This window comes from Bacillus sp. ISL-55 (genome assembly GCF_018613155.1).
Classification (GTDB): Bacteria; Bacillota; Bacilli; order Bacillales; family Cytobacillaceae; genus Mesobacillus.
Window position 1 is genome coordinate 104626 of sequence record NZ_JAGGQU010000001.1, and the last position, 22837, is coordinate 127462.

The window sequence follows — 22837 nt, forward strand, 5'->3', positions numbered from 1 at the left end:
ACGAGGTGATTGAAAATGGGTCATAGAGTAAATCGTGTTGGCGAACAAATGAAGAAAGAAATAGGCGATATCATCAGCCGAAAAATCAAGGATCCGCGAGTAGGTTTCGTAACAGTAACGGATGTCGAGGTTACAGGGGACCTTCAGCAGGCAAAGGTGTATATCTCTGTTTTAGGCGATGAACAACAGAGGGAAGACACTCTTAAAGGATTAGCGAAGGCCAAGGGCTTCATCAGGACAGAAATTGGCCAGCGAATCCGCCTAAGAAAGACTCCTGAACTGATCTTTGAATTTGATGAAACGATGGCTTATGGTAATCGTATCAATTCTCTAATCCATGAGCTGCATAGGGAAGAGCAGCCTGGAGAAGAAGAGCAAGAAAAGGACAATGATTAAACGGATAGACATAATTGTCTGGACCGTTGATCTTGATAGGAAAAATGGATAGACACTTTTGTCTATCCATTTTTTTCGATAATAATCGTAAAAACGAATACATAGAAAAAAAGGTTGAGAAAACAGCCTAATACATAAAAGAATCGAGGAAATAGAAAATGGAAGGGATTCTGCCTCTTTTTAAACCAGCGGGAATGACATCGCATGATTGCGTGTTTAAACTCAGGAAACTGTTAAGAACGAAGAAGGTCGGGCATACAGGCACACTTGATCCTGATGTGACTGGAGTATTGCCAATTTGTGTGGGCAAAGCGACAAAAATCGCCGAATACATTACAGATGCAGGAAAGGCATATGAGGGTGAAGTCACCCTTGGATTCACGACCACTACGGAAGATGCTTCGGGTGAGAAGGTCGAGGAAAAACAAGTGGACAGAGTCATAACAAAAGGTGAGATTCTAAAGGTCCTTCAGTCGCTGGAGGGTGAAATTGAACAGACACCTCCGATGTATTCTGCTGTAAAAGTAAACGGAAAAAAATTATACGAATATGCTAGACAAGGGATTGAAGTTGAAAGGCCAACAAGGAAGGTCACTATTTATGGCATAGAGCTTCTTGATGACAGAGAGTTGTTTGAAGGTCAGCAGGTTAGCTTTAAATTCCGGGTATCATGCAGCAAGGGCACGTACATTCGAACATTGGCAGTGATGATTGGTGAAAAATTAGGCTATCCTGCACATATGTCTTCCCTGGTGAGAATCCAATCCGCTGACTTTACTATTGAGGACTGCTATACCTTTGAACAGCTTGAAGAATTGGCACAAGAAAGCGAGCTGGAAACTGCTCTGCACCCATTGGAAGCTGGTATTTCTTATTTGCCGAAATATCGCATTAATGATAAAGTAGCAGAGAAAGTGAAAAATGGGGCATTGCTTACGATCCCTGAGGATTTTAAGGGGATTGAGGGTCCTATCGTAGTAGAAACAGAAGACGAAAAAGCGCTCGCGATCTACAGGGCACACCCAACCAAAATTGGGATGATGAAGCCTGATAAAGTACTAAGAAATGAGCAGTAGTCTATCTTTTGCTTTTTCTTATAAATAAGCAATTATTGCAATTGTCTTGATAAATGAGCAGCTGGGTCAGAAAAGGTGAGTATTATCGTGAAATTGATTAAGCTAAACCACCCTCATGAGTATAGAAAAGAAGATTTTCCAGCGATGGCTATGGCACTGGGCTATTTTGACGGAGTACATTTAGGGCATCAGCAGGTAATCGAAGAAGCAAAAAAAGAGGCTGAAGCCAAAGGATTGAAGAGTGCGGTCATGACCTTTGATCCTCATCCTTCTGTGGTTCTTGGCAAGAGCGTCCAACACATTGAATATATAACACCTTTGGATGAAAAAACTCGAATAGTCGAGGAAATGGGTGTAGATTACTTATTTGTTGTTAATTTCTCAATCGAATTCTCAAGTCTTTTGCCCCAGGAATTTGTCGATCAATATATCATAGGATTGAATGTACACCATGTTGTGGCAGGATTTGATTATTCTTACGGCAAAATGGGGAAAGGGAATATGGAGACAATCCAGTTCCATTCGAGAGGTAAATTCGATTTTACAGTAGTATCAAAGCTGTCCAATCAAGATGAAGAAAAGGTTAGCTCTACCTTGATCCGTACCATTTTAAGGGACGGAAAGGTGGAGGAGATGCCAGGTTTGCTAGGGAGATTTTATACGACAAAGGGAACCGTTATAAATGGAGAGCGCCGAGGTCGAACAATTGGTTTCCCGACTGCGAATGTTGGCATCGAAGACCAGTACATTCTCCCGCCAACTGGAGTTTACGCTGTAAAGATTCAGGTTGAAGGGGTATGGCATGAAGGAGTCTGCAATGTTGGCTATAAACCAACCTTCCACAAGGAAAAAAAGGACAAACCTTCTGTTGAAGTCCACATCTTCAATTTCAACAAAGAGGTTTACGGTGAAGCCGCAACAATCGAGTGGCACCTCCGGTTGAGAAGTGAACGGAAATTCGAGGGAATACAGCAGCTTGTTGCCCAAATCGAAAAAGATAAGCAACAAGCACTCCTATACTTTGAAAAAAACCAGGGTTAGACTTGCTTTTTGTCGTAAAAAGATGTATTCTTATTAACGTATCAAAAAAGAACCTTTGCTTGGCAAGTCGAGTCACCGACGCTTGCTCGGTAACAGGGGATTACTAATTGGAGGTGAATCGGATGGCAATCACAAAAGAACGTAAAAACGAACTTATCAACGAATTCAAGACTCACGAAAGTGATACTGGATCACCAGAAGTTCAAATCGCTGTCCTTACTGCAGAAATCAATACATTGAACGACCACTTGCGCGTTCACAAGAAGGACCACCACTCACGTCGCGGTCTTTTGAAAATGGTAGGTAAGCGTCGTAATCTTTTGACTTACCTTCGTAACAAGGATGTTGCTCGTTACCGCGAGTTAATCAACAAGCTTGGTCTACGTAGATAGTCTGTAAAAGCGGGATTTATCCCGCTTTTTTATTAGGCAAATTTTTTGGATGTACATAACATTATATTGATATTAAGCGTTGTATTTTGGCGCATACTATAACATAAAAGTTTTCTCCTGAAGCAGGACAGGCAGTTTAAAACGAGGTCTGATTAACCAGACTCGTCTTATGTGTTTTAATCTCTTTTATAAAGGTATATTTGTTATAAGACAGGCAATGGTACTGTTTTAAATAATTTTCCCAGATAGTAAATCTGGATGGATTTTCATGGTAGAGAGGGGCTTAAATGTATGGAACAAGAAAAACAAAGTTTTTCCTTTGACTGGGCAGGCCGTAAGCTGACAGTCGAAATAGGGCAGCTTGCTAAGCAGGCAAATGGAGCTGTACTTGTCCGTTATGGCGATACAGCGGTACTTAGTACTGCAACTGCTTCAAAAGAACCGAAGAATTTAGACTTTTTCCCGCTGACAGTAAATTATGAAGAAAGATTATATGCTGTTGGTAAAATCCCAGGTGGTTTTATTAAGCGTGAAGGACGTCCAAGCGAGAAGGCTATCCTTGCCAGCCGCTTGATTGACCGTCCAATCCGTCCGTTATTTGCTGATGGTTTCCGTAATGATGTACAGGTAATCAGCATTGTGATGAGTGTGGATCAAAATTGTTCATCTGAAATGGCTGCAATGTTTGGTTCATCACTGGCGCTATGTGTTTCCGATATTCCGTTTGAAGGGCCGATCGCTGGTGTGACAGTTGGAAGAATTGATGGCAAGTTCGTCATTAATCCATCTGTTGAAGAAACAGAAAAGAGCGATATGCATCTTGTCGTTGCAGGTACAATGGATGCGATTAACATGGTTGAAGCCGGTGCGGATGAGGTTCCTGAAGAAGTAATGCTTGAAGCGATCATGTTTGGACATGACGAAATCAAGCGTCTTATTGCTTTCCAACAGGAAATTGTGGCACAGGTTGGTAAAGCGAAGCGCGAAATTACTCTCTTTGAAATAGACAAAGAATTAGAAGCAGAAGTACGCGGGATTTGCGAACCAGACATGCTTGCTGCAATCCAGGTACAAGAAAAGCATGCACGCGAAGATGCAATTAAAGAAGTTAAAAATTCCATTGTTGCTCGCTATGAAGAGCAGGAAGCGGATGCAGACAAGCTTAAAATGGTGAAACAGATCCTTGATAAAATCGTCAAAGGCGAAGTACGCCGCTTGATTACGGAAGAAAAAGTCCGTCCAGACGGCCGTGGAGTAGACGAAATCCGCCCGCTTTCTTCAGAGGTAGGCTTGCTTTCCCGAACTCATGGTTCCGGCTTGTTCACAAGGGGACAAACACAGGCTTTGAGCATTTGTACGCTTGGAGCAATGGGTGATGTTCAAATCCTTGACGGACTTGGAATAGAAGAAGAAAAACGTTTCATGCACCATTATAACTTCCCGTTATTCTCAGTAGGTGAAACTGGACCGATTCGCGGACCAGGCCGACGTGAAATTGGGCACGGTGCACTTGGCGAACGTGCGCTTGAACCTGTTATCCCAAATGAAAAAGACTTCCCATATACAGTCCGCCTTGTATCCGAAGTTCTTGAATCAAATGGTTCTACTTCACAGGCGAGTATCTGTGCAAGTACATTAGCTTTGATGGATGCTGGTGTGCCGATTAAAGCACCGGTTGCTGGTATTGCTATGGGTCTAATTAAATCAGGAGAACACTACTCTATTCTCTCTGATATCCAGGGTATGGAAGACCACCTTGGTGACATGGACTTCAAAGTAGCCGGAACGGCAAAAGGTGTTACGGCATTGCAGATGGATATCAAGATCGATGGGTTATCCCGTGAGATACTTGATGAAGCTTTACAACAGGCGAAAAAAGGTCGTATGCATATCCTGGAATCTATGCTTGCCACTATCAAAGAACCACGCGAGCAGCTTTCAAAATATGCTCCGAAAATCATTACGATGTGGATCAAGCCGGATAAAATTCGCGACGTCATTGGGCCAAGCGGAAAACAAATCAACAAGATCATCGAAGAAACTGGCGTAAAAATCGATATCGAACAAGATGGTACGGTATTTATTGGTTCAGTAGACGAAGAAATGATCCAAAAGGCCAAGAAAATCATCGAAGATATCGTCCGTGAAGTCGAAGTCGGAGAGATGTATCTTGGTAAAGTCCGCCGCATCGAAAAGTTTGGTGCGTTCGTGGAAATCTTCCCTGGAAAAGACGGTTTGGTACACATTTCCGAGCTTGCTGAAGAGCGGGTAGGAAAAGTTGAAGATGTCCTTAAGCTCGGAGATGAACTTCTAGTTAAGGTCACTGAAATCGACAAGCAAGGAAGAGTCAATCTTTCACGCAAGGCAGTGTTGAAAGAACAGCGTGAAAAGGCTGAAAAACAATCATAAAATAAGAAATGCCGATGCGCCTCGAAGGGCTAGGCGCTGGAGCTGGACACAGATTTCAGTTTCTTATAAAACATTGAAAGGCCGGGGGCAATCCGGCCTTTTTTTGATTTTCTCACAAATTATTTTTAACACCCCCGGCTCATCCGAAGCATTCCACGCAAGCTAGTAGTCACGCTCTGTTTTTTCTTTGATGGCTGACAATGGTCTTTCGTTCTACCTTGTCCTTCTGTTTCATAAAATAAAATAAGGCCTTGTTTGTACATTCGAGACTCAAAGCCAATTTTATGAAGAGACCTTACAGAAGAGGAGGCGCATTAAATGAGAAAATTTTTATTAATTTCTGTCATGTTGATTGCGGGCTGGACCATGGTGAATAATCCATTCTCTCATACATATGTAACAGGGCTAAAAGCCGGGACACTTGCGGTGACAGGGAATGTGAATTCATTAATGTCAGAAATCGAAATGAAAGCAAAAGAATTTGAAGTTGAACCATCGGATGCCAGGAAGGATCCGGTCTGGAAGGTAATCCCCGGCTACAATGGTCTTAAAGTAGATGTAAAAAAGTCATATAGCAAAATGGAGAAGGAAGGGAAATTTGATCCGGAAAAGCTGGTCTTTAAACAGGTTCCTCCTGAAATCCATCTAAGTGATTTGCCGCCTATGGCCATTTACAAAGGGCATCCTGAAAAGCCAATGGTCAGCTTTATTATCAATGTAGCATGGGGGAATGAGTATTTGTCCGGGATGCTGGCGACATTGAAGAAGCATAATGTGACCGCTAGTTTTTTTCTTGAAGGCAGATGGGTAAAGAATAATCCGGGTATGGCTAAAATGATTGCTGATGCGGGCCATGAGATAGGAAACCATTCATTTACGCATCCAAACATGAAGCAGCTTTCTGCTCCTAAAATCAATGAAGAGATTAGGAGGACAAATGAAGTTATTGAAGCAGTGACCGGGGTGAAAACCAAATGGTTCGCTCCACCGAGCGGGTATTACAAGGACGAGGTAGTTGAAATTGCTGCAGCCCATCAATTAGGGACTGTCATGTGGAGTGTTGATACAATCGACTGGCAGAAGCCAACGCCAGAAAAACTGATCGACAGGGTGATGGGTAAGGTGCATAATGGCGCAATGATTTTAATGCATCCAACAGAGTCGACTGCTGCCTCGCTCGACCAATTAATCACAAAAATAAAAGATAAAGACCTGCAAATTGGAACTGTATCAAATATGTTGAGTGAAAATCGGATAGTATCTGCAAAAAAAATGAAAGAATAGCATTGTATTTGGAAAAAGTAAGTTAAATGGACTATACTAAGTAATGCAGAAGTTTTAGCAGCAGGTTCCAGAGGAGGAATATAATGATAAAGAAATATACATGCCAAAACGGTGTAAGAATCGTACTAGAACAAATCCCAACTGTCCGTTCTGTCGCAATCGGAGTATGGATCGGAACGGGCTCCCGTAATGAAAGCCCAGAGAATAATGGGATTTCCCATTTCCTTGAGCATATGTTCTTCAAAGGCACCAAAACAAGGTCTGCCAGAGAAATCGCAGAGTCCTTTGACAGCATTGGCGGCCAGGTGAATGCATTCACTTCCAAGGAATATACCTGCTATTACGCTAAGGTGTTAGATAATCATGCACAATATGCACTTGAAGTTTTAGCTGATATGTTCTTTAATTCTACCTTTGATTCAGAGGAGCTAAATAAAGAGAAGAACGTTGTAAATGAAGAAATCAAGATGTATGAAGATACACCAGATGATATCGTCCATGATTTACTTAGTCAGGCTGTTTATGGTGACCATCCACTGGGGTACCCAATCCTGGGTACGGAAGAAACGCTCCAAAGTTTTACAGGAGAAAAATTGGAACAGTATATGCATGATACGTACAGACCGGAAAACGTCGTCATTTCCATTGCTGGGAACGTTCCGGAATCTTTCATTAATAATGCTGAAAAATTCTTCGGCTCATATGAAGCGAGCAAAGAGAAGATGGAATATGAGAAACCAGAGTTCCACGCAACACAGGCTTCCAGGAAAAAAGAAACTGAACAAGCACATCTGTGCCTTGGGTTTGAAGGCTTGCAAATTGGCCATTCAGACGTCTATAGCCTAATCGTATTGAACAATGTACTGGGAGGCAGCATGAGCAGCAGATTGTTCCAGGAGGTACGTGAACAACGCGGCCTTGCTTATTCTGTATTTTCCTATCACTCCGCTTATCGTGACAGCGGAATGGTGACGATTTATGGCGGCACAGGAGCAAATCAGCTTGGCGTTTTATATGAAACAATTCAGGACACGCTCACGAAGCTGCGAGCAGACGGCATTACGGAGAAGGAACTCAACAACAGCAAAGAGCAGCTTAAAGGCAGTCTGATGCTAAGTCTTGAGAGCACAAACAGCCGTATGAGCAGAAACGGAAAAAATGAACTCCTGCTAGGAAGACACCGCTCCCTTGATGAGATCGTCGAACAAATCGACCAGGTGACCAAGGATAGCGTAGACGGCATGGCAAATAAGATCTTTACAGACAAATACTCTGTTTCGCTGATCAGTCCAAATGGCGAACTGCCAAACGTATAAAATCGTCCCATCGACAGCAGCTTCCATATGAAGCTGCTGTTTTTGATCCATTCAGGGCAAGGGCGGATACTAGTATAACTTGGTGATTCTTGACAGCTTTATGATCTTCTTCTGAAAAGCTGTCAAGAAAACGAAGGAATCGTGACAGGTTTGGCCGCTGCACTTGAAAAGCTGTCAAGAAAACGAAGGAATCGTGACAGGTTTGGCCTCTACATCTGAAAAGTTGTCAAGAAAACGAAGGAATCGTGACAGCTTTGGACACTGCACCAGAAAAGCTGTCAAGAAAACGAAGGAATCGTGACAGGTTTGGCCTCTGCACTTGAAAAGCTGTCAAGAAAACGAAGGAATCGTGACAGGTTTGGCCTCTGCACTTAAAAAGCTGTCAAGAAAACGAAGGAATCGTGACAGGTTTGGCCTCTGCACTTGAAAAGCTGTCAAGAAAACGAAGGAATCGTGACAGGTTTGGCCTCTGCACTGGAAAAGCTGTCAAGAAAACGAAGGAATCGTGACAGCTTTGGCCTCTGCGCCTGAAAAGCTGTCAAAATAACAGCAGATTCATGATAACAATACCCCTTTTTTAACGGATATGTATTCTAAAAAACTTCCTGGATTGATACATATATAATAAGGACAAAGTGACAGGGGGAGGGCATCATGAAACTAAGTGAACTTGGAGGAAAAGAAATCGTCGATGTAAAGAGGGCAGAAAGATTGGGCGTCCTTGGTCAGACGGATTTGGAAATCAATGAAAGAACCGGACAAATAGAGGCTTTGATTATTCCGTCTTTAAAATGGTTCGGCCTCCGCAAACAATCAGGAGAAGTAAGGGTACCATGGAAGCATATCAAAAAAATAGGATCAGACATGATTATCATTGACATCCCTGATGATGAAGAGTAAAAGCGGGCCTAAAGCCGGCTTTATTTTTTTGCCTATGTATTTAGGGATCATTGTTTTTAAACTAATACAATTTTGAGCGCTGGCCAATGGCTGGCGCTTTTCTTTTATGGAAAACTCACCTATTCCCAGTCTGATACATATGATGTTGAAGTAGTTCGAAATGAATGAAATTTATATTCCAGGATTAATGGAAAAGAAGGTGATTGTTCTCATGCTGACAGGAATGCAAATCGCGGTTATCGGCGGTGATGCGAGACAGCTGGAGATTATTCGCAAGCTGACAGAGCTTGATGCAAAGCTTTCTTTAATAGGCTTCGAGCAGTTGGATCATGCTTTTACAGGTGCCTCAAAAGAAAAGATAGATGAAGTTGATTTTTCCGTACAGGATGCTTTGATCCTGCCTGTGCCAGGTACGAGTATGGAGGGCCAGGTCGAGACCATTTTCTCGAATGAAAAAGTAGTCCTTATAAAAGAAATGCTTGAAAAAACACCTGAACATTGCACAGTTTATTCAGGTATCAGTAATTCCTATTTAACTGGGATTACAAATCAAGCGAACAGGAAACTCGTACAGTTATTCGCTCGTGATGATGTTGCAATATATAACTCGATTCCGACGGTCGAAGGAACGATCATGATGGCAATCCAACATACGGATTTCACTATCCATGGCTCAAGGATAGCTGTTCTCGGCCTTGGAAGAGTTGGGATGAGTGTCGCGAGAACCTTCCATGCCCTTGGAGCCAAGGTGAAGGTAGGGGCCCGGAAAAGCGAACACATTGCAAGGATTTCGGAAATGGGGTTAGAACCTTTCCTTTTATCCGATATAGGCAAGGCGGTCTCGGATTCCGATATTTGCATCAATACGATTCCTAATCAAATTGTTACTGCCTCCGTCATTTCGAGGATGCCTGCTCATACTTTGATCATCGACCTTGCATCCAAACCAGGTGGAACGGATTTTCGCTATGCGGAAAAACGTGGAATCAAAGCATTGCTTGCACCTGGATTGCCAGGAATCGTTGCCCCGAAAACAGCGGGACAAATTTTGGCGAATGTTCTTTCTCAGCTGCTTATGGAAGACTTTATAAACCGAAAGGAGAAAGAAGTATGAGTTTAAAAGGTAAGAAGATTGGTTTTGGATTAACAGGCTCACATTGTACGTACGACGCTGTTTTTCCGGAAATTGAAAAGTTGGTGAATGCAGGCGCTGAAGTTTTACCTGTTGTCACATTCACAGTTAAAAATACAGAAACACGTTTTGGAAAAGGTGAAGATTGGGTACAGCGGATTGAAGAACTAACAGGTAATAAAGTGATTGATTCGATTGTAAAGGCAGAACCTCTAGGTCCAAAAATCCCTCTGGATTGCATGGTCATTGCGCCGCTGACTGGTAACTCCATGAGCAAGTTTGCAAATGCAATGACAGATTCGCCAGTTTTGATGGCTGCCAAAGCAACATTAAGGAACCAAAAGCCAGTTGTCCTTGGTATTTCTACTAACGATGCATTGGGGCTTAACGGCGTAAACCTTATGAGGCTGATGGCAACCAAGAATATTTACATGATTCCTTTTGGCCAGGATGATCCAGTGAAAAAGCCAAATTCAATGGTTGCAAGAATGGAAATGCTTTCCGAAACAATCGTTGAGGCAATGAATGGAAAACAGTTACAACCCGTATTAGTCGAGCGTTACAAGGATAACTAAGGAGAAATTTCAGGCTTTTTTCGAAATCATTGTTGCTAGCGGGAGTAAAATTTGGTTTATGGATAGCCATATCCGTTCAGAGGTCATACAGAAATGAGTTTGAGAGCCTCTAAGGTTGCACGTGTTCAAGGGAATGTGCGGATAGCAACAATCGATGCGAAAAGAGTCTGTTTTTTTTAAAAAAACAACACAAACACAGCATATTTTATTTTGGAAATGCTTTTCTCCGGCAGTGAAGCAAAATGTTTCTTTTCTTAATGATTGATTATGATAAAATATAGGATAATATACTAGGCGGTTATTTCTTATAGACCGCCGTTTTATACTTATGATTCAAACAACCTCAGCTAAAATGCGGGGTATTAAAACGATATTGGTAGTGGAAGGGGAAACAGCAATGTCAGAGAGAAAAGGTTACCGTGTAGCAGTAGTTGGAGCAACAGGAGCAGTAGGTCAGCAGATGATCCAGACGCTTGAAAGCAGGGACTTCCCTGTGTCTGAGCTATTATTGTTGTCATCATCAAGATCAGCTGGTACAAAGGTTCAATATAAAGGCGAAGAGTTGACAGTACAGGAAGCCAAGCCAGAAAGCTTTGAAGGTGTAGATATCGCCTTGTTCAGCGCAGGAGGAAGTGTTTCCAAGGAACTGGCACCAGAAGCAGTCAAACGCGGTGCGATTGTTGTGGATAACACAAGTGCATTCCGTATGGATGAAAACACTCCGCTTGTCGTGCCTGAAGTAAATGAGGAGGATCTGCATTCACATAATGGGATCATCGCTAACCCGAACTGCTCTACGATCCAGATGGTCGTTGCATTGGAGCCATTACGGAAAAAGTTCGGCCTGAAAAAGATTATCGTATCCACGTACCAGGCAGTATCTGGTGCAGGTGCTGCTGCTGTCGAGGAGCTGGAGGAGCAGACACAGGCAATCCTGAACGGAGAAGAATATGAACCTAAGATCCTTCCGGTCAAGTCAGCCGATAAGCACTACCAGATTGCATTCAACGCCATTCCCCAGATCGATACATTCGTAGATAACGGTTTTACGTATGAAGAAATGAAGATGATCAATGAAACTAAAAAAATCATGCACATGCCTGGACTGCAGGTAGCGGCAACATGTGTACGCCTGCCGGTAGGCACAGGTCATTCAGAATCGGTGTATATTGAAATTGGGCAGGACGATGTTTCTGCAGCAGAAGTGAAAGAGCTTTTAGCTGATGCACCGGGAGTTGTCCTGCAGGATGATCCTGAACAGCAGCTTTATCCAATGCCTGCATTCTGTGTTGGCAAAAATGACGTTTTTGTCGGCAGAATCAGGAAGGATCTAGACAATGACAAAGGCTTCCATATGTGGGTCGTTTCTGACAACCTGTTAAAAGGGGCAGCATGGAATTCAGTCCAGATTGCTGAAAGTCTTGTAAAGCTTGGAATAGTAAAGTAAACACAAAATTGATTTAATGACAGAAATTCTGAGGTGTTACGATGAAAATAATCGTTCAAAAATTTGGCGGTACTTCTGTCCGAGACGAACAAAGCCGCATCCAGGCGATGAGTCATATTAAGAAGGCAATCGCGGATGGGTACAAAGCGGTGGTAGTCGTTTCTGCGATGGGCAGGAAGGGAGATCCGTACGCTACTGACACTCTCCTCAGCATGCTGGGAGGAAGTGACAGCAAGATCAGCAAGCGGGAGCATGATATGCTATTATCATGCGGAGAAACGATTTCAAGTGTTGTTTTTACCAATATGCTGCTTGAAAATGGCATTAATGCAACTGCGCTTACAGGTGCTCAGGCTGGTTTCAGGACGAATAGCGAGCATACGAACGCAAGGATACTTGATATGAAGTGCGACCGATTGCTAAGAGAACTGGATCAGGTCGACGTAGTCGTCGTGGCAGGATTCCAGGGTGCTGCAAAAAATGGGGACGTGACTACAATCGGCAGGGGCGGCAGTGACACATCGGCGGCGGCACTCGGCGCGGCGTTAAACGCTGATTGGATTGACATCTTTACCGATGTCGAAGGAATCATGACTGCTGATCCGAGAATTGCTGATAACGCACGTCCACTTTCCGTGGTAACATATACCGAAGTTTGCAATATGGCTTACCAGGGAGCAAAGGTGATCCACCCACGTGCTGTTGAGATCGCCATGCAGGCAAAAGTTCCGATCAGAATCAGGTCAACTTATTCGGAAGGCCTTGGCACGCTCGTTACTACCCTTAATCGTGAAAATAAAGGAACTGACATAAAGGAACGACCTGTAACGGGAATTGCGCATGTTTCAAATGTAAGCCAAATAAAGGTTTTTGCAAAAAAAGACCAATACAATCTCCAATCTGAGGTTTTTAAGGCAATGGCCAATGAAAATATCAGCGTGGATTTTATTAATATTTCTCCAAATGGAGTGGTCTACACTGTCTTGGACGAAATGACGGACCGGGCTGTGAGAGTATTAGAAGGATTGGGACACACTCCGCAAATTGTGAGACATTGTGCGAAGGTATCGGTTGTCGGAGCAGGAATGGCAGGAGTCCCGGGTGTAACTTCAAAAATTGTTACAGCTTTATCAGAAAAAGGGATCCGCATCCTTCAGTCCGCTGACAGCCATACAACCATTTGGGTATTGGTCAAACAAGAGGATTTAGGAAAGGCAGTAAATGCATTGCATGATGCCTTCCAACTCGAAGAGGAAACAGCAGATTTCGAACGGCAAGATATTTAATAAAGATTTTGCTTCCGGCCTCTAAAAGCCGGAAGCCTTTCAGAAGAGGAGTGAACAGGAATGGTTCAATTCGGAAGAGTATCCACAGCAATGGTGACCCCTTTTGACCACAAAGGTCACATTGATTTCAATAAAACGACCCAGCTAGTAAACCATTTGATCGATAACGGGACAGATTCCCTTGTTGTTGCAGGGACAACAGGTGAATCCCCGACTCTATCTAAAGAAGAGAAAATCGCATTATTCCGGCACGTCGTGAAGGTTGTTGACAAGAGGGTTCCTGTCATTGCAGGAACGGGCAGCAATAACACATATGCTACCATCGAACTGACTAAAAAAGCAGAAGAGATTGGCGTGGACGCGATCATGATTGTAGCGCCATACTATAATAAGCCAAACCAGGAGGGCCTTTACCAGCATTTTAAGGCAGCTGCAGAAGCTACCTCACTCCCAGTAATGGTGTATAACATTCCGGGCAGGTCAGTAGTCAACATTCTGCCAGAAACAATCATCAGGCTTGCTGAAATTCCCAACATTGTCGCTGTAAAAGAAGCAAGCGGCGACTTGAACGCCATGACGCAAATCATCGCCAATACACCGGACGATTTCCTTCTATATAGTGGAGATGATGGATTGACTCTGCCAGTGCTTGCAATCGGCGGTACTGGAATTGTATCTGTAGCTTCACATGTAATTGGAAATGAAATGCAAGCAATGGTTGATGCATACTTAAGCGGAAGAAATGCTGATGCAGCGAAACTCCACCAGAGACTGCTGCCAATCATGCAGGGACTGTTCGCAGCTCCTAGTCCTTCACCTGTAAAAACGGCTTTACAGCTAAAAGGGCTTGATGTAGGATCTGTACGTTTGCCAATGGTGCCATTGACTGAACAGGAAAGAACCGCAGTAGCTAAACTATTTCAATAAATTGTGTAAGGCCAACCTTTGGGGGTTGGCTTTTTTTGAGATGTAAAAAAAGCAATTTTTGAACTATGGCATTTCAGTAATGTCATCGTGGCCTTTCTTATGGTACTGTCCACAAGCTACAAAATGTCTAATAACCACAGCTTCCTGGACATTTTGAAAGTGCACAAGCACCAAAATGTCTAATAAAAATAGTTTCCTGGACATTTGAAAAGTGCACAAGTTCCAAAATGTCTAATAACCACAGCTTCCTGGACATTTTGAAAGTGCACAAGCTACAAAATGTCTAATAAACCCAGTTTCCTGGACATTTTGAAAGTCCACAAGCTCCAAAATGTCTAATAACCACAGCTTCCTGGACATTTTGAGAGTGCACAAGCTTCAAAATGTCTAATAAACCCAGCTTCCTGGACATTTTGAAAGTGTACAAGCTACAAAATGTCTAATAAACACAGTTTCCTGGACATTTTGAAGGCCCACAAGCACCAAAATGTCTAATAAAACCAGCTTCCTGGACATTTTGAAAGTGCACAAGCTACAAAATGTCTAATAAACACAGTTTCCTGGACATTTTGAAGGCCCACAAGCACCAAAATGTCTAATAAAACCAGCCTTCCTCGACATTTTGACTGAACACGCGGCCTGAAATGTCTATTAAGTTCAGTTAGACATTTGGCCACCTTCCTGACCTCAGGATGTTTGATAAACACTTATGCTGGTTCTAATGGATAAAAGCAGATTAATGAAAAAACCGGGTTCTGTCACCTAGAAAATCCCTTAGGATATTAAGTTGTCAATATTTTCTGTCATCAAGTATAATGTTATTAATTGGTCACGGTCGGAGATATAACAACATAGGAGGAGCGGAGAATTGAATACGAAGAAAAATGAAAATATAAAAATCATTGCACTTGGTGGAGTAGGGGAAATCGGCAAGAATATGTACGTCACCGAAGTGGACGGTGATATTTTTGTGGTTGATGCAGGGTTAATGTTCCCCGAAGATGAGATGCTGGGGATCGATATTGTCATTCCCGATTTTTCCTATTTAACTTCTAATAGTGAAAGGGTAAAGGCGATTCTACTGACGCATGGGCATGAAGACCACATTGGCGCATTAACTTATGTTTTGAGAAAAATAAGTGTTCCTGTTTATGGAACTAAGCTTACCATTGCCCTTGCAAAGGAGAAGATGAAGGAACAGGAATTTTGTGGTTCGGTTGATTTTCATGACATCAATGCAGATACTGTCTTGAATTTCGAAAGTGTTTCTGTTTCATTTTTCAAGACCAATCACAGCATCCCTGATTCAGTTGGCATCAGCATCAATACCTCAGAAGGAGCAATCGTACATACAGGTGATTTTAAATTCGATCAGGCTGCTGGCCCGCTATACAAACCCGAAATTGGCAAGATGGCCGCAATTGGTGAAAAAGGAGTTCTCTGCCTGCTTTCTGACAGTACAGAGGCGGAGAGCCCGGGATATACTCCATCTGAATCAACCGTTGTTTCTGAGTTGTCTAATGTATTTCATAATGCACAGGGCAGAATCATTGCTGCCTGCTTCGCTTCTGATCTAAACAGAATCCAGCATCTCTTTGACAGTGCCGCGGCAAATGCCCGTAAGGTAGCTGTGGCAGGAAAAAGCCTGAAACGTGTTTATGATCTGGCATTACAACTTGGCTACATACAGGTTGAAAAGGACTTGATTATTTCGGTAAATGATTTGGAGAACTATGAAGATAATCAGGTAGTTATTTTAACCACGGGAAATCAGGGCGAGCCAATTGAAGCCCTTCAAAAAATGGCTAAACAAGTGCATCCCCAGGTAAATATCCAGGAAGGGGACACTGTCTTGTTTGCAGCATCCCCATTAAGGGGAAGTGAAGTATTTATTTTTAAGACAATGGATATGCTTTACCGAGCCGGAGCAAACGTAGTATCAAGCAAAAAAAGTGTTCAGGTTTCAAGCCATGGAAGCCAGGAAGAACTGAAATTCATGATTAATTTAATGAACCCGAAATTCTTCATTCCTGTTCATGGTGAACACAAAATGCTTAAGGCCCACAAAAAGTTAGCGCAGTCTTGCGGAATTTTGGAAGAGAATATTTACATCCCGGACCGCGGTGACGTTATTGACATTTCTGGCGGAAAACTAAAGTCCACAGAGAAGGTGCCGGCAGGGAATATATTGATTGATGGAATCGGAGTAGGAGATGTAGGCAATATTGTTCTCCGCGACCGCAGGCTGCTCTCGCAGGACGGTGTTTTAATTGTAGTCGTCACACTGAATAAAGCAGACAGAAAGATTGCAGCCGGCCCGGAAATTATATCCCGCGGATTCGTCTATGTACGAGAATCAGAAAAGCTGATGGCTGATTCAATCACCCTGGTAAAAGAAGTCGTAGAGAAAAATACAAATAAAGAGCCATTCGATTGGAACAGTCTAAAACAGGATATACGTGATTCACTGAGCCAATACTTATATGAAAAAACAAAACGCCGCCCAATGATCATGCCGATCATAATGGAAGTTAAATAAGCACGATAAAGTACTGGCTCAAGGCCAGTGCTTTTTGTTTTTTTATTTTTATGTCACTTAGCGCTCTGGAATGAAATTGAAGATGATGTTCATACTAAAATTATCATGCCTGAAGGGAGCATATGAATATGAATAAATTCAGTTCGGAAAACCAGGAAGGTCAGCAAGGGGATAAGGAAAACAAACCATCGGGCCTTCTTGAGAAAATCCAACAGCTTGGTCAGACGAATGTTCCCCAGCTGTCTCAAGATTCAAAAATTCATTGTTTGACGATTGTCGGTCAAATCGAAGGGCATATGCAGCTTCCGCCTCATAATAAAACGACAAAATATGAGCATTTGATTCCGCAGCTTGTTGCAATTGAACAAAACCAGAATATTGAAGGATTGCTTGTCATTCTTAATACTGTTGGCGGGGATGTGGAAGCAGGGCTGGCAATCTCGGAAATGCTGGCATCACTTTCGAAGCCAACCGTTTCTATCGTACTTGGCGGCGGTCATTCCATCGGAGTGCCTATAGCAGTTTCCTGTGATTATTCGTTTATTGCCGAGACTGCGACAATGACAATTCATCCAGTCAGGTTGACTGGACTCGTCATCGGTGTTCCGCAAACATTTGAATATCTCGATAAAATGCAGGATAGAGTTATTAACTTTGTTACGAAGCATTCCAATATAACTGAAGAGACATTCAAAGAGTTGATGTTTGCCAAAGGCAACCTGACAAGGGACATCGGAACGAATGTTGTCGGCCTTGATGCAGTTGAGACTGGTCTGATCCATGAAGTCGGCGGAATAGGGCAGGCGATGAAAAAATTAAATGAATTAATCGATATAAATAAACGAGAGTCAGAAGTGATTGTACAATGATCCTTTATACTATGATGCCGCATGAACAGGTTTTTCCGCCGAGTGAAGAGGGAGCCGTTAACCAGGTCATGATCAGCTATAATGGAATCCCTATCATGGCTGAATATACAGAGAATCACGAGTACCGGGTAGTCAGGGTAATGAGTACAGACCCAAACCATTATATGGAGCAATCCTGTTTGCCTGGTTCTACCATTACTCTTTCTTAAGTACTCATTGCGCGATATGATTTAATAGAAAACCTTTTACCACGACCAGAGCACCCAGTGAAATAGCATCGCCCCTATCTATTATAAAAAACGATTGTGCCGATTCTACTGGCAAATATGATATAATATGGTTACACTAAAGCATTGGCAGCCGAATAGGGCTGCTTTTATTCTTACTGCAGTTTGAGAACAGGACTCTTTGCTTATGCTGATAGTGAAGCTAAAAATATTCAGGTGATAAAATGGCCAAAAAGAAAAGACGGCAATCGAGAAAGAAGAGTACATTGAAAACAACAGTTCAATATGAACTTGCCGGGTTAGCACTGCTCGCGTTGGCCATCATAGCGATGGCGGATTTGGGTGCTGTAGGAAGGGCGGTCGTAATGTTTTTCCGCTTTTTCTTCGGGGAATGGTATATGCTCAGTCTGGTAGGACTGGTCGTGTTCAGTATTTACATTATGTGGAAACGCAGTCTCCCGTTTATATTCCATACCAAATTGCTTGGTACATATCTGATTGTTGGTGCAATCTTGTTATTAAGTCATGTGACGTTATTCGAACTATTATCCAATGGAGGTAAGTTTGAGGATCCTAGTGTCATTAAAAATACTTTTGAGCTATATGTCATGGAAGCAAAAGGAGAGACAAGCACGACCGACCTCGGAGGCGGGATGATCGGCGCTGTGATGTTTGCGCTGTTTTACTTTTTGTTTGATGCAGCAGGATCTCAATTGATTGCTTTTCTTCTGATCATCATTGGAGGTATTCTCGTTACAGGGAAGACCTTTAGTGAAGTTGCGGGGAAAATACTTACACCGATTGGCAGTTTTATCAAAGGCCAGTGGATTTCATTTATTGATGATCTAAAGCAGTGGAAGGAAGATCAACAGCATAAAAAGGAAGCCAAGAAGCTCGAAGCGAAACAGGCAAAAACTGAGAGCAAACAGGCAGATAAACAGGAATCATCTGTTGAAAAAATAATTGACCTTAACCCGGAGCCCGCTCCAGAGCCAATCATCTCCAGCTTTGCGGAGCGAGCCTATACAAACCCGGCTGAAGCACAACCATGGCAGCCGGAGAAGCAGGCAAAACCTGCAAATGACAAAGAAGATGACGGGGAAGCATTGGCACAGCCCATTACTTTTACCGAGGTAGAGAATACCTCCTATGAGCTCCCGCCGATAGACATATTGAAGCTGCCGAATAAAACCGACCAGAGTGGAGAATACGAAATGATCCATGCCAATGCGGCCAAGCTTGAACGTACATTCCACAGCTTTGGCGTAAAGGCAAGGGTTACCCAGGTGCATCTTGGTCCTGCTGTTACGAAATATGAAGTGCACCCCGACGTCGGTGTCAAGGTTAGCAGAATTGTAAGTCTGAACGATGATCTGGCACTGGCTTTGGCTGCGAAGGATATCAGGATCGAAGCGCCTATACCAGGAAAATCAGCCATTGGAATAGAGGTTCCTAATTCTGAGGTGGCAGTGGTTTCTTTACGGGAAGTTATTGATTCAAAACAGCACAACAAACCTGGGGCAAAACTCCAAATTGGTTTAGGACGCGATATTACCGGTGAAGCAGTGCTTGCAGAATTGAATAAAATGCCCCACCTTCTTGTTGCTGGTGCTACAGGAAGCGGCAAGAGTGTATGTATTAATGGCATTATCACTAGTATTCTCATGAAGGCAAAGCCTCATGAAGTCAAACTGATGATGATTGATCCGAAAATGGTAGAGTTGAATGTTTATAACGGAGTTCCACATCTGCTGGCTCCTGTCGTCACCGATGCTAAGAAAGCATCCCAGGCACTGAAAAAAGTGGTCAGTGAGATGGAAAGGCGCTATGAGCTCTTCTCACACACTGGTACAAGGAACATAGAAGGCTACAATGAATATATTAAGAGGTATAATAGCGAGGAAGAAGCAAAACAGCCTCTGCTTCCATTCATTGTCGTTATTGTGGACGAGCTAGCTGACTTAATGATGGTCGCATCTTCGGATGTTGAAGATTCAATTACCAGACTCGCTCAGATGGCACGAGCTGCGGGAATCCACCTGATCATTGCAACGCAGAGACCATCTGTTGATGTCATTACAGGGGTAATCAAAGCAAATATTCCGTCAAGAATTGCATTTGCCGTTTCTTCGATGACAGACTCACGGACGATTCTCGATATGGGCGGCGCTGAAAAGCTGCTGGGAAGAGGAGATATGCTGTTCCTGCCGGTCGGTGCATCCAAGCCTGTCAGGGTGCAGGGAGCTTTCTTATCGGATGAAGAGGTTGAAGAGGTTGTAAACTTCGTCATTGGCCAACAAAAGGCACAGTATCAGGAGGAAATGATTCCAGAGGATATACCTGAGAACACGTCTGAGGTTGAAGATGAATTGTATGGTGATGCTGTAGACCTTGTGGTGGAAATGCAAACAGCTTCTGTATCCATGCTGCAAAGGAGATTCAGGATAGGATATTCACGCGCGGCAAGGCTGATTGATGAAATGGAGCTGCGCGGTGTCGTTGGTCCTTATGAAGGAAGTAAACCAAGGACCGTCCTGGTGGCTAAGTCAGAAGAGGCATAAAATCAATACTTGAAACGAGTCAAAAGCCGGATGGTCACATCCGGCTTTTGCTTTTGATATAGTAAATACCTCCTATTGGAGAAATAATTATGTCATACTATTAAAACCGCTTACAAATTACTATTATATCAAAAATATAGGTTTATTGTCCCGGAAAAAGTGACAATTTTGGTTATTCTAGCTTTTTTCGACAAATTGTTGAAACACTATTTATTTATGCCTGAAAAAGTGTTATAGTATTTTCGATTAGTAGGAATGCTATACATCAGATGTCTGATGTCTTGAGCAAAGGTTGGAGGAACGCCTCATGTCGATCAAGTCAGATAACCGGCACCTGTATTTACAAGTAATCGATCACCTGAAGCAAGATATTCAAAAAGGTATATATAAAGAAAGAGAGAAATTGCCTTCTGAATTCGATCTTGCCAAACAACTTGGAGTTAGCAGAGCGACTCTCCGCGAAGCATTGCGAATCCTTGAAGAAGAAAACGTCATTGTTCGCAGGCATGGTGTAGGAACCTTTGTCAACGCCAAACCATTGTTTGAGTCAGGCATTGAACAGCTTAACAGCGTGACGGGCATGATTGAGCAGGCAGGGATGAAGCCTGGTACAATCTTCTTAAACTCAACGACTACTGGGCCAACCGAAGAAGATATTCGTCGTTTTTCATGCGCGCTTGATGATGAAATCACTCTCGTCGAAAGGGTCAGAACTGCAAACGGGGAACCTGTTGTCTATTGTCTGGACAAGATTCCTGCAAGCATCCTGCCGGAAGATACTTCTTTTGAAGATGAATCATTGCTTCATCTTCTTGAGGTCAAATCAAACCGGAAGGTCACATATGCAGTGGCCCAAATCGAGCCAATCGGCTACCATGAGAAGATTTCACCCATCCTTGAATGCGAGCCGGAAACAGCGCTGCTTGTATTGAAGCAGATGCATTTCGATGATAACGATGTTCCAATTCTTTATTCGGTGAATTACTTTAAAGCCGACAAGTTCAGTTTTCATGTCCTTAGAAGAAGAATTTAACTTTTTTTAATGAAATGAAAACGCTAACTGATTGGTTTTTCAGAACATTCCTGCGAAATCACAAACATTCTCTGGGGGGTACAAACCTTGAAAAAGCGTAAATTTGGTTTGGTAATGTCATTGCTTTTAGCGGCAGGTACAATGTTGGCAGGTTGCGGAAGTGACGAAGGCGACAGTTCTAAGGGCAAGGAGTCAGACTTAAGAGTTGGTATGGTTACTGACGCAGGTACGATTGATGACAAATCTTTCAACCAGGGCACTTGGGAAGGAATCCTGAAGGCTGAGGAAGATCTTGGAGTTAAGACAAAGTACCTTAAGCCAGCTGGAACGACTGAAGCAGAATACTTAAAAGAAATCGGTAACTTATATGATGCAGAATATAAGTTTATCATTACACCGGGCTTTAAATTTGAAACAGCAGTTTTCCAAGCCCAAGATAAATATGAAGATGCTAAATTCGTCATCATTGACGGAAACCCACACAATGGCGACTATAATCCAGTAGTAAAAGACAACACTGTTGCAGTATTCTTTGCTGAGCATGAGTCTGGATTCCTTGCTGGTGTTGCTGCAGCGGTTGAATTGAAGGAAGGCGAAGCTGGATTCATCGGCGGTATGGAAATTCCAGCAGTACAAAAGTTCAACTGGGGCTTCCAGCAAGGACTTAAGTATGCAAATGAAAATCTTGACACTAATGTAACAATGAAAGCTGAGAACGTTGTATATCAAGGTTCATTCGACAACGCAGCTGCTGGTGGACAAATCGCGGCTCAATTCTATGACCGTGGCGTAGATGTCATCTTCACTGCTGCAGGTGGTGTTGGTGTTGGAGCGATCAACGAAGCTAAGAACCGTGCGAAGGCTGGAGATAATGTCTGGATCGTTGGTGTTGACGTTGACCAGTTTGAAGATGGTAAGTACGATGGCGACAAGTCAGTTATCTTGACTTCAGCAATGAAGAAGCTTGACCAGGTTGCTTTCGACATGGTACAAGCTGAGATTGACGGCGAATTCCCAGGCGGAAAAACAATGATTTTCGATGCTAAGAACGATGGTATTGGTCTTCCTGAGAAGAACCCTAACCTAAGCGAAGAAACTACTGGCAAGGTAAAGGAAGCTTACGAAAAGATCAAATCTGAAGAAATCAAGGTCTCTGCTGAACAAGGAGATTTATTCAAGTAAAAAAGTGCAAAAGAGACGGTCTCTTCCGTCTCTTTTGTCTATCAAACTCAAAACGGAAAATATTTGAAATTGTATTTCCGCTTCGATAAAGAAATGTACAGCTCCAGAGCCTGGCTTCCAATCGATCGGCCTTCCAAAGGATTTGTTTTTTCTCACTTCCCCTTGGTATCCTGGCCTATTCTTGTGAAGCTGACCAAGGCGCTTACGCTATTCTTAATAGGTATAGAGTCTAATACAAAGGTGAG

General features: G+C 42.9%; 19 protein-coding genes. All 19 read left to right on the top strand.

The features are described from left to right. Nucleotides 1-15 precede the first annotated feature (15 nt). The gene (gene rbfA, locus J7E32_RS00525; protein ID WP_214902098.1) at nt 16-396 is read left to right on the top strand and encodes a 30S ribosome-binding factor RbfA; all 381 of its coding nucleotides are present in this window, start codon (nt 16-18) and stop codon (nt 394-396) included. 158 nt (nt 397-554) lie between these two features. Further along, entirely contained in the window at nt 555-1472 is a 918-nt protein-coding gene (gene truB / locus J7E32_RS00530) for a tRNA pseudouridine(55) synthase TruB (RefSeq protein WP_214902100.1), read from the top strand. 87 nt (nt 1473-1559) lie between these two features. After that, nucleotides 1560-2513, top strand: coding sequence for a bifunctional riboflavin kinase/FAD synthetase (gene ribF / locus J7E32_RS00535; protein WP_214902102.1), 954 nt, complete (start codon nt 1560-1562; stop codon nt 2511-2513). 122 nt (nt 2514-2635) lie between these two features. Continuing rightward, entirely contained in the window at nt 2636-2905 is a 270-nt protein-coding gene (gene rpsO, locus J7E32_RS00540) for a 30S ribosomal protein S15 (protein WP_023614845.1), read from the top strand. 291 nt (nt 2906-3196) lie between these two features. Further along, a complete protein-coding gene (gene pnp / locus J7E32_RS00545; protein ID WP_214902104.1) occupies nt 3197-5314 on the top strand; it encodes a polyribonucleotide nucleotidyltransferase in 2118 nt (705 codons plus the stop codon). 318 nt (nt 5315-5632) lie between these two features. Further along, nucleotides 5633-6598: a polysaccharide deacetylase family protein gene (locus J7E32_RS00550; protein ID WP_214902106.1), complete on the top strand. Its 966-nt coding sequence runs from the start codon at nt 5633-5635 to the stop codon at nt 6596-6598. An 83-nt stretch (nt 6599-6681) separates the two neighbouring features. Then, nucleotides 6682-7914 (top strand): M16 family metallopeptidase, encoded by a 1233-nt coding sequence (locus tag J7E32_RS00555; protein WP_214902108.1) that lies wholly within the window; start codon nt 6682-6684, stop codon nt 7912-7914. Nucleotides 7915-8568: 654 nt separating this feature from the next. Beyond that, nucleotides 8569-8814, top strand: a complete 246-nt coding sequence (locus J7E32_RS00560) for a YlmC/YmxH family sporulation protein (RefSeq protein WP_023614840.1) — start codon at nt 8569-8571, stop codon at nt 8812-8814. Nucleotides 8815-9025: 211 nt separating this feature from the next. Continuing rightward, entirely contained in the window at nt 9026-9928 is a 903-nt protein-coding gene (gene dpaA / locus J7E32_RS00565) for a dipicolinic acid synthetase subunit A (RefSeq protein WP_214902585.1), read from the top strand. Then, nucleotides 9925-10521 (top strand): dipicolinate synthase subunit B, encoded by a 597-nt coding sequence (locus tag J7E32_RS00570; protein WP_102262234.1) that lies wholly within the window; start codon nt 9925-9927, stop codon nt 10519-10521. The genes dpaA and J7E32_RS00570 overlap by 4 nt, the downstream gene beginning before the upstream one ends. A gap of 397 nt (nt 10522-10918) precedes the next feature. Continuing rightward, on the top strand, nt 10919-11968 hold the full coding sequence (gene asd / locus J7E32_RS00575) for an aspartate-semialdehyde dehydrogenase (RefSeq protein WP_214902110.1): 1050 nt from the start codon (nt 10919-10921) through the stop codon (nt 11966-11968). Nucleotides 11969-12009: 41 nt separating this feature from the next. Next, nucleotides 12010-13254, top strand: a complete 1245-nt coding sequence (gene dapG, locus J7E32_RS00580; protein ID WP_214902119.1) for an aspartate kinase — start codon at nt 12010-12012, stop codon at nt 13252-13254. 60 nt (nt 13255-13314) lie between these two features. After that, on the top strand, nt 13315-14181 hold the full coding sequence (gene dapA, locus J7E32_RS00585; protein WP_214902122.1) for a 4-hydroxy-tetrahydrodipicolinate synthase: 867 nt from the start codon (nt 13315-13317) through the stop codon (nt 14179-14181). 868 nt (nt 14182-15049) lie between these two features. Next, entirely contained in the window at nt 15050-16720 is a 1671-nt protein-coding gene (locus J7E32_RS00590; RefSeq protein ID WP_214902125.1) for a ribonuclease J, read from the top strand. Between the two features lie 128 nt (nt 16721-16848). Then, nucleotides 16849-17589 carry a ClpP family protease gene (locus J7E32_RS00595; RefSeq protein ID WP_214902128.1) on the top strand — a complete coding sequence of 247 codons (741 nt, stop codon included), beginning with the start codon at nt 16849-16851 and terminating at the stop codon, nt 17587-17589. Beyond that, a complete protein-coding gene (locus tag J7E32_RS00600; RefSeq protein ID WP_214902130.1) occupies nt 17586-17798 on the top strand; it encodes a YlzJ-like family protein in 213 nt (70 codons plus the stop codon). The genes J7E32_RS00595 and J7E32_RS00600 overlap by 4 nt, the downstream gene beginning before the upstream one ends. Before the next feature lie 242 nt (nt 17799-18040). Further along, complete coding sequence (locus J7E32_RS00605; RefSeq protein ID WP_214902132.1) at nt 18041-20377, top strand: DNA translocase FtsK; 2337 nt, start codon at nt 18041-18043, stop codon at nt 20375-20377. A 307-nt stretch (nt 20378-20684) separates the two neighbouring features. Continuing rightward, the gene (locus tag J7E32_RS00610) at nt 20685-21410 is read left to right on the top strand and encodes a GntR family transcriptional regulator (protein WP_214902134.1); all 726 of its coding nucleotides are present in this window, start codon (nt 20685-20687) and stop codon (nt 21408-21410) included. Between the two features lie 87 nt (nt 21411-21497). After that, the gene (locus tag J7E32_RS00615) at nt 21498-22592 is read left to right on the top strand and encodes a BMP family lipoprotein (RefSeq protein ID WP_286182534.1); all 1095 of its coding nucleotides are present in this window, start codon (nt 21498-21500) and stop codon (nt 22590-22592) included. Nucleotides 22593-22837: the final 245 nt, after the last annotated feature.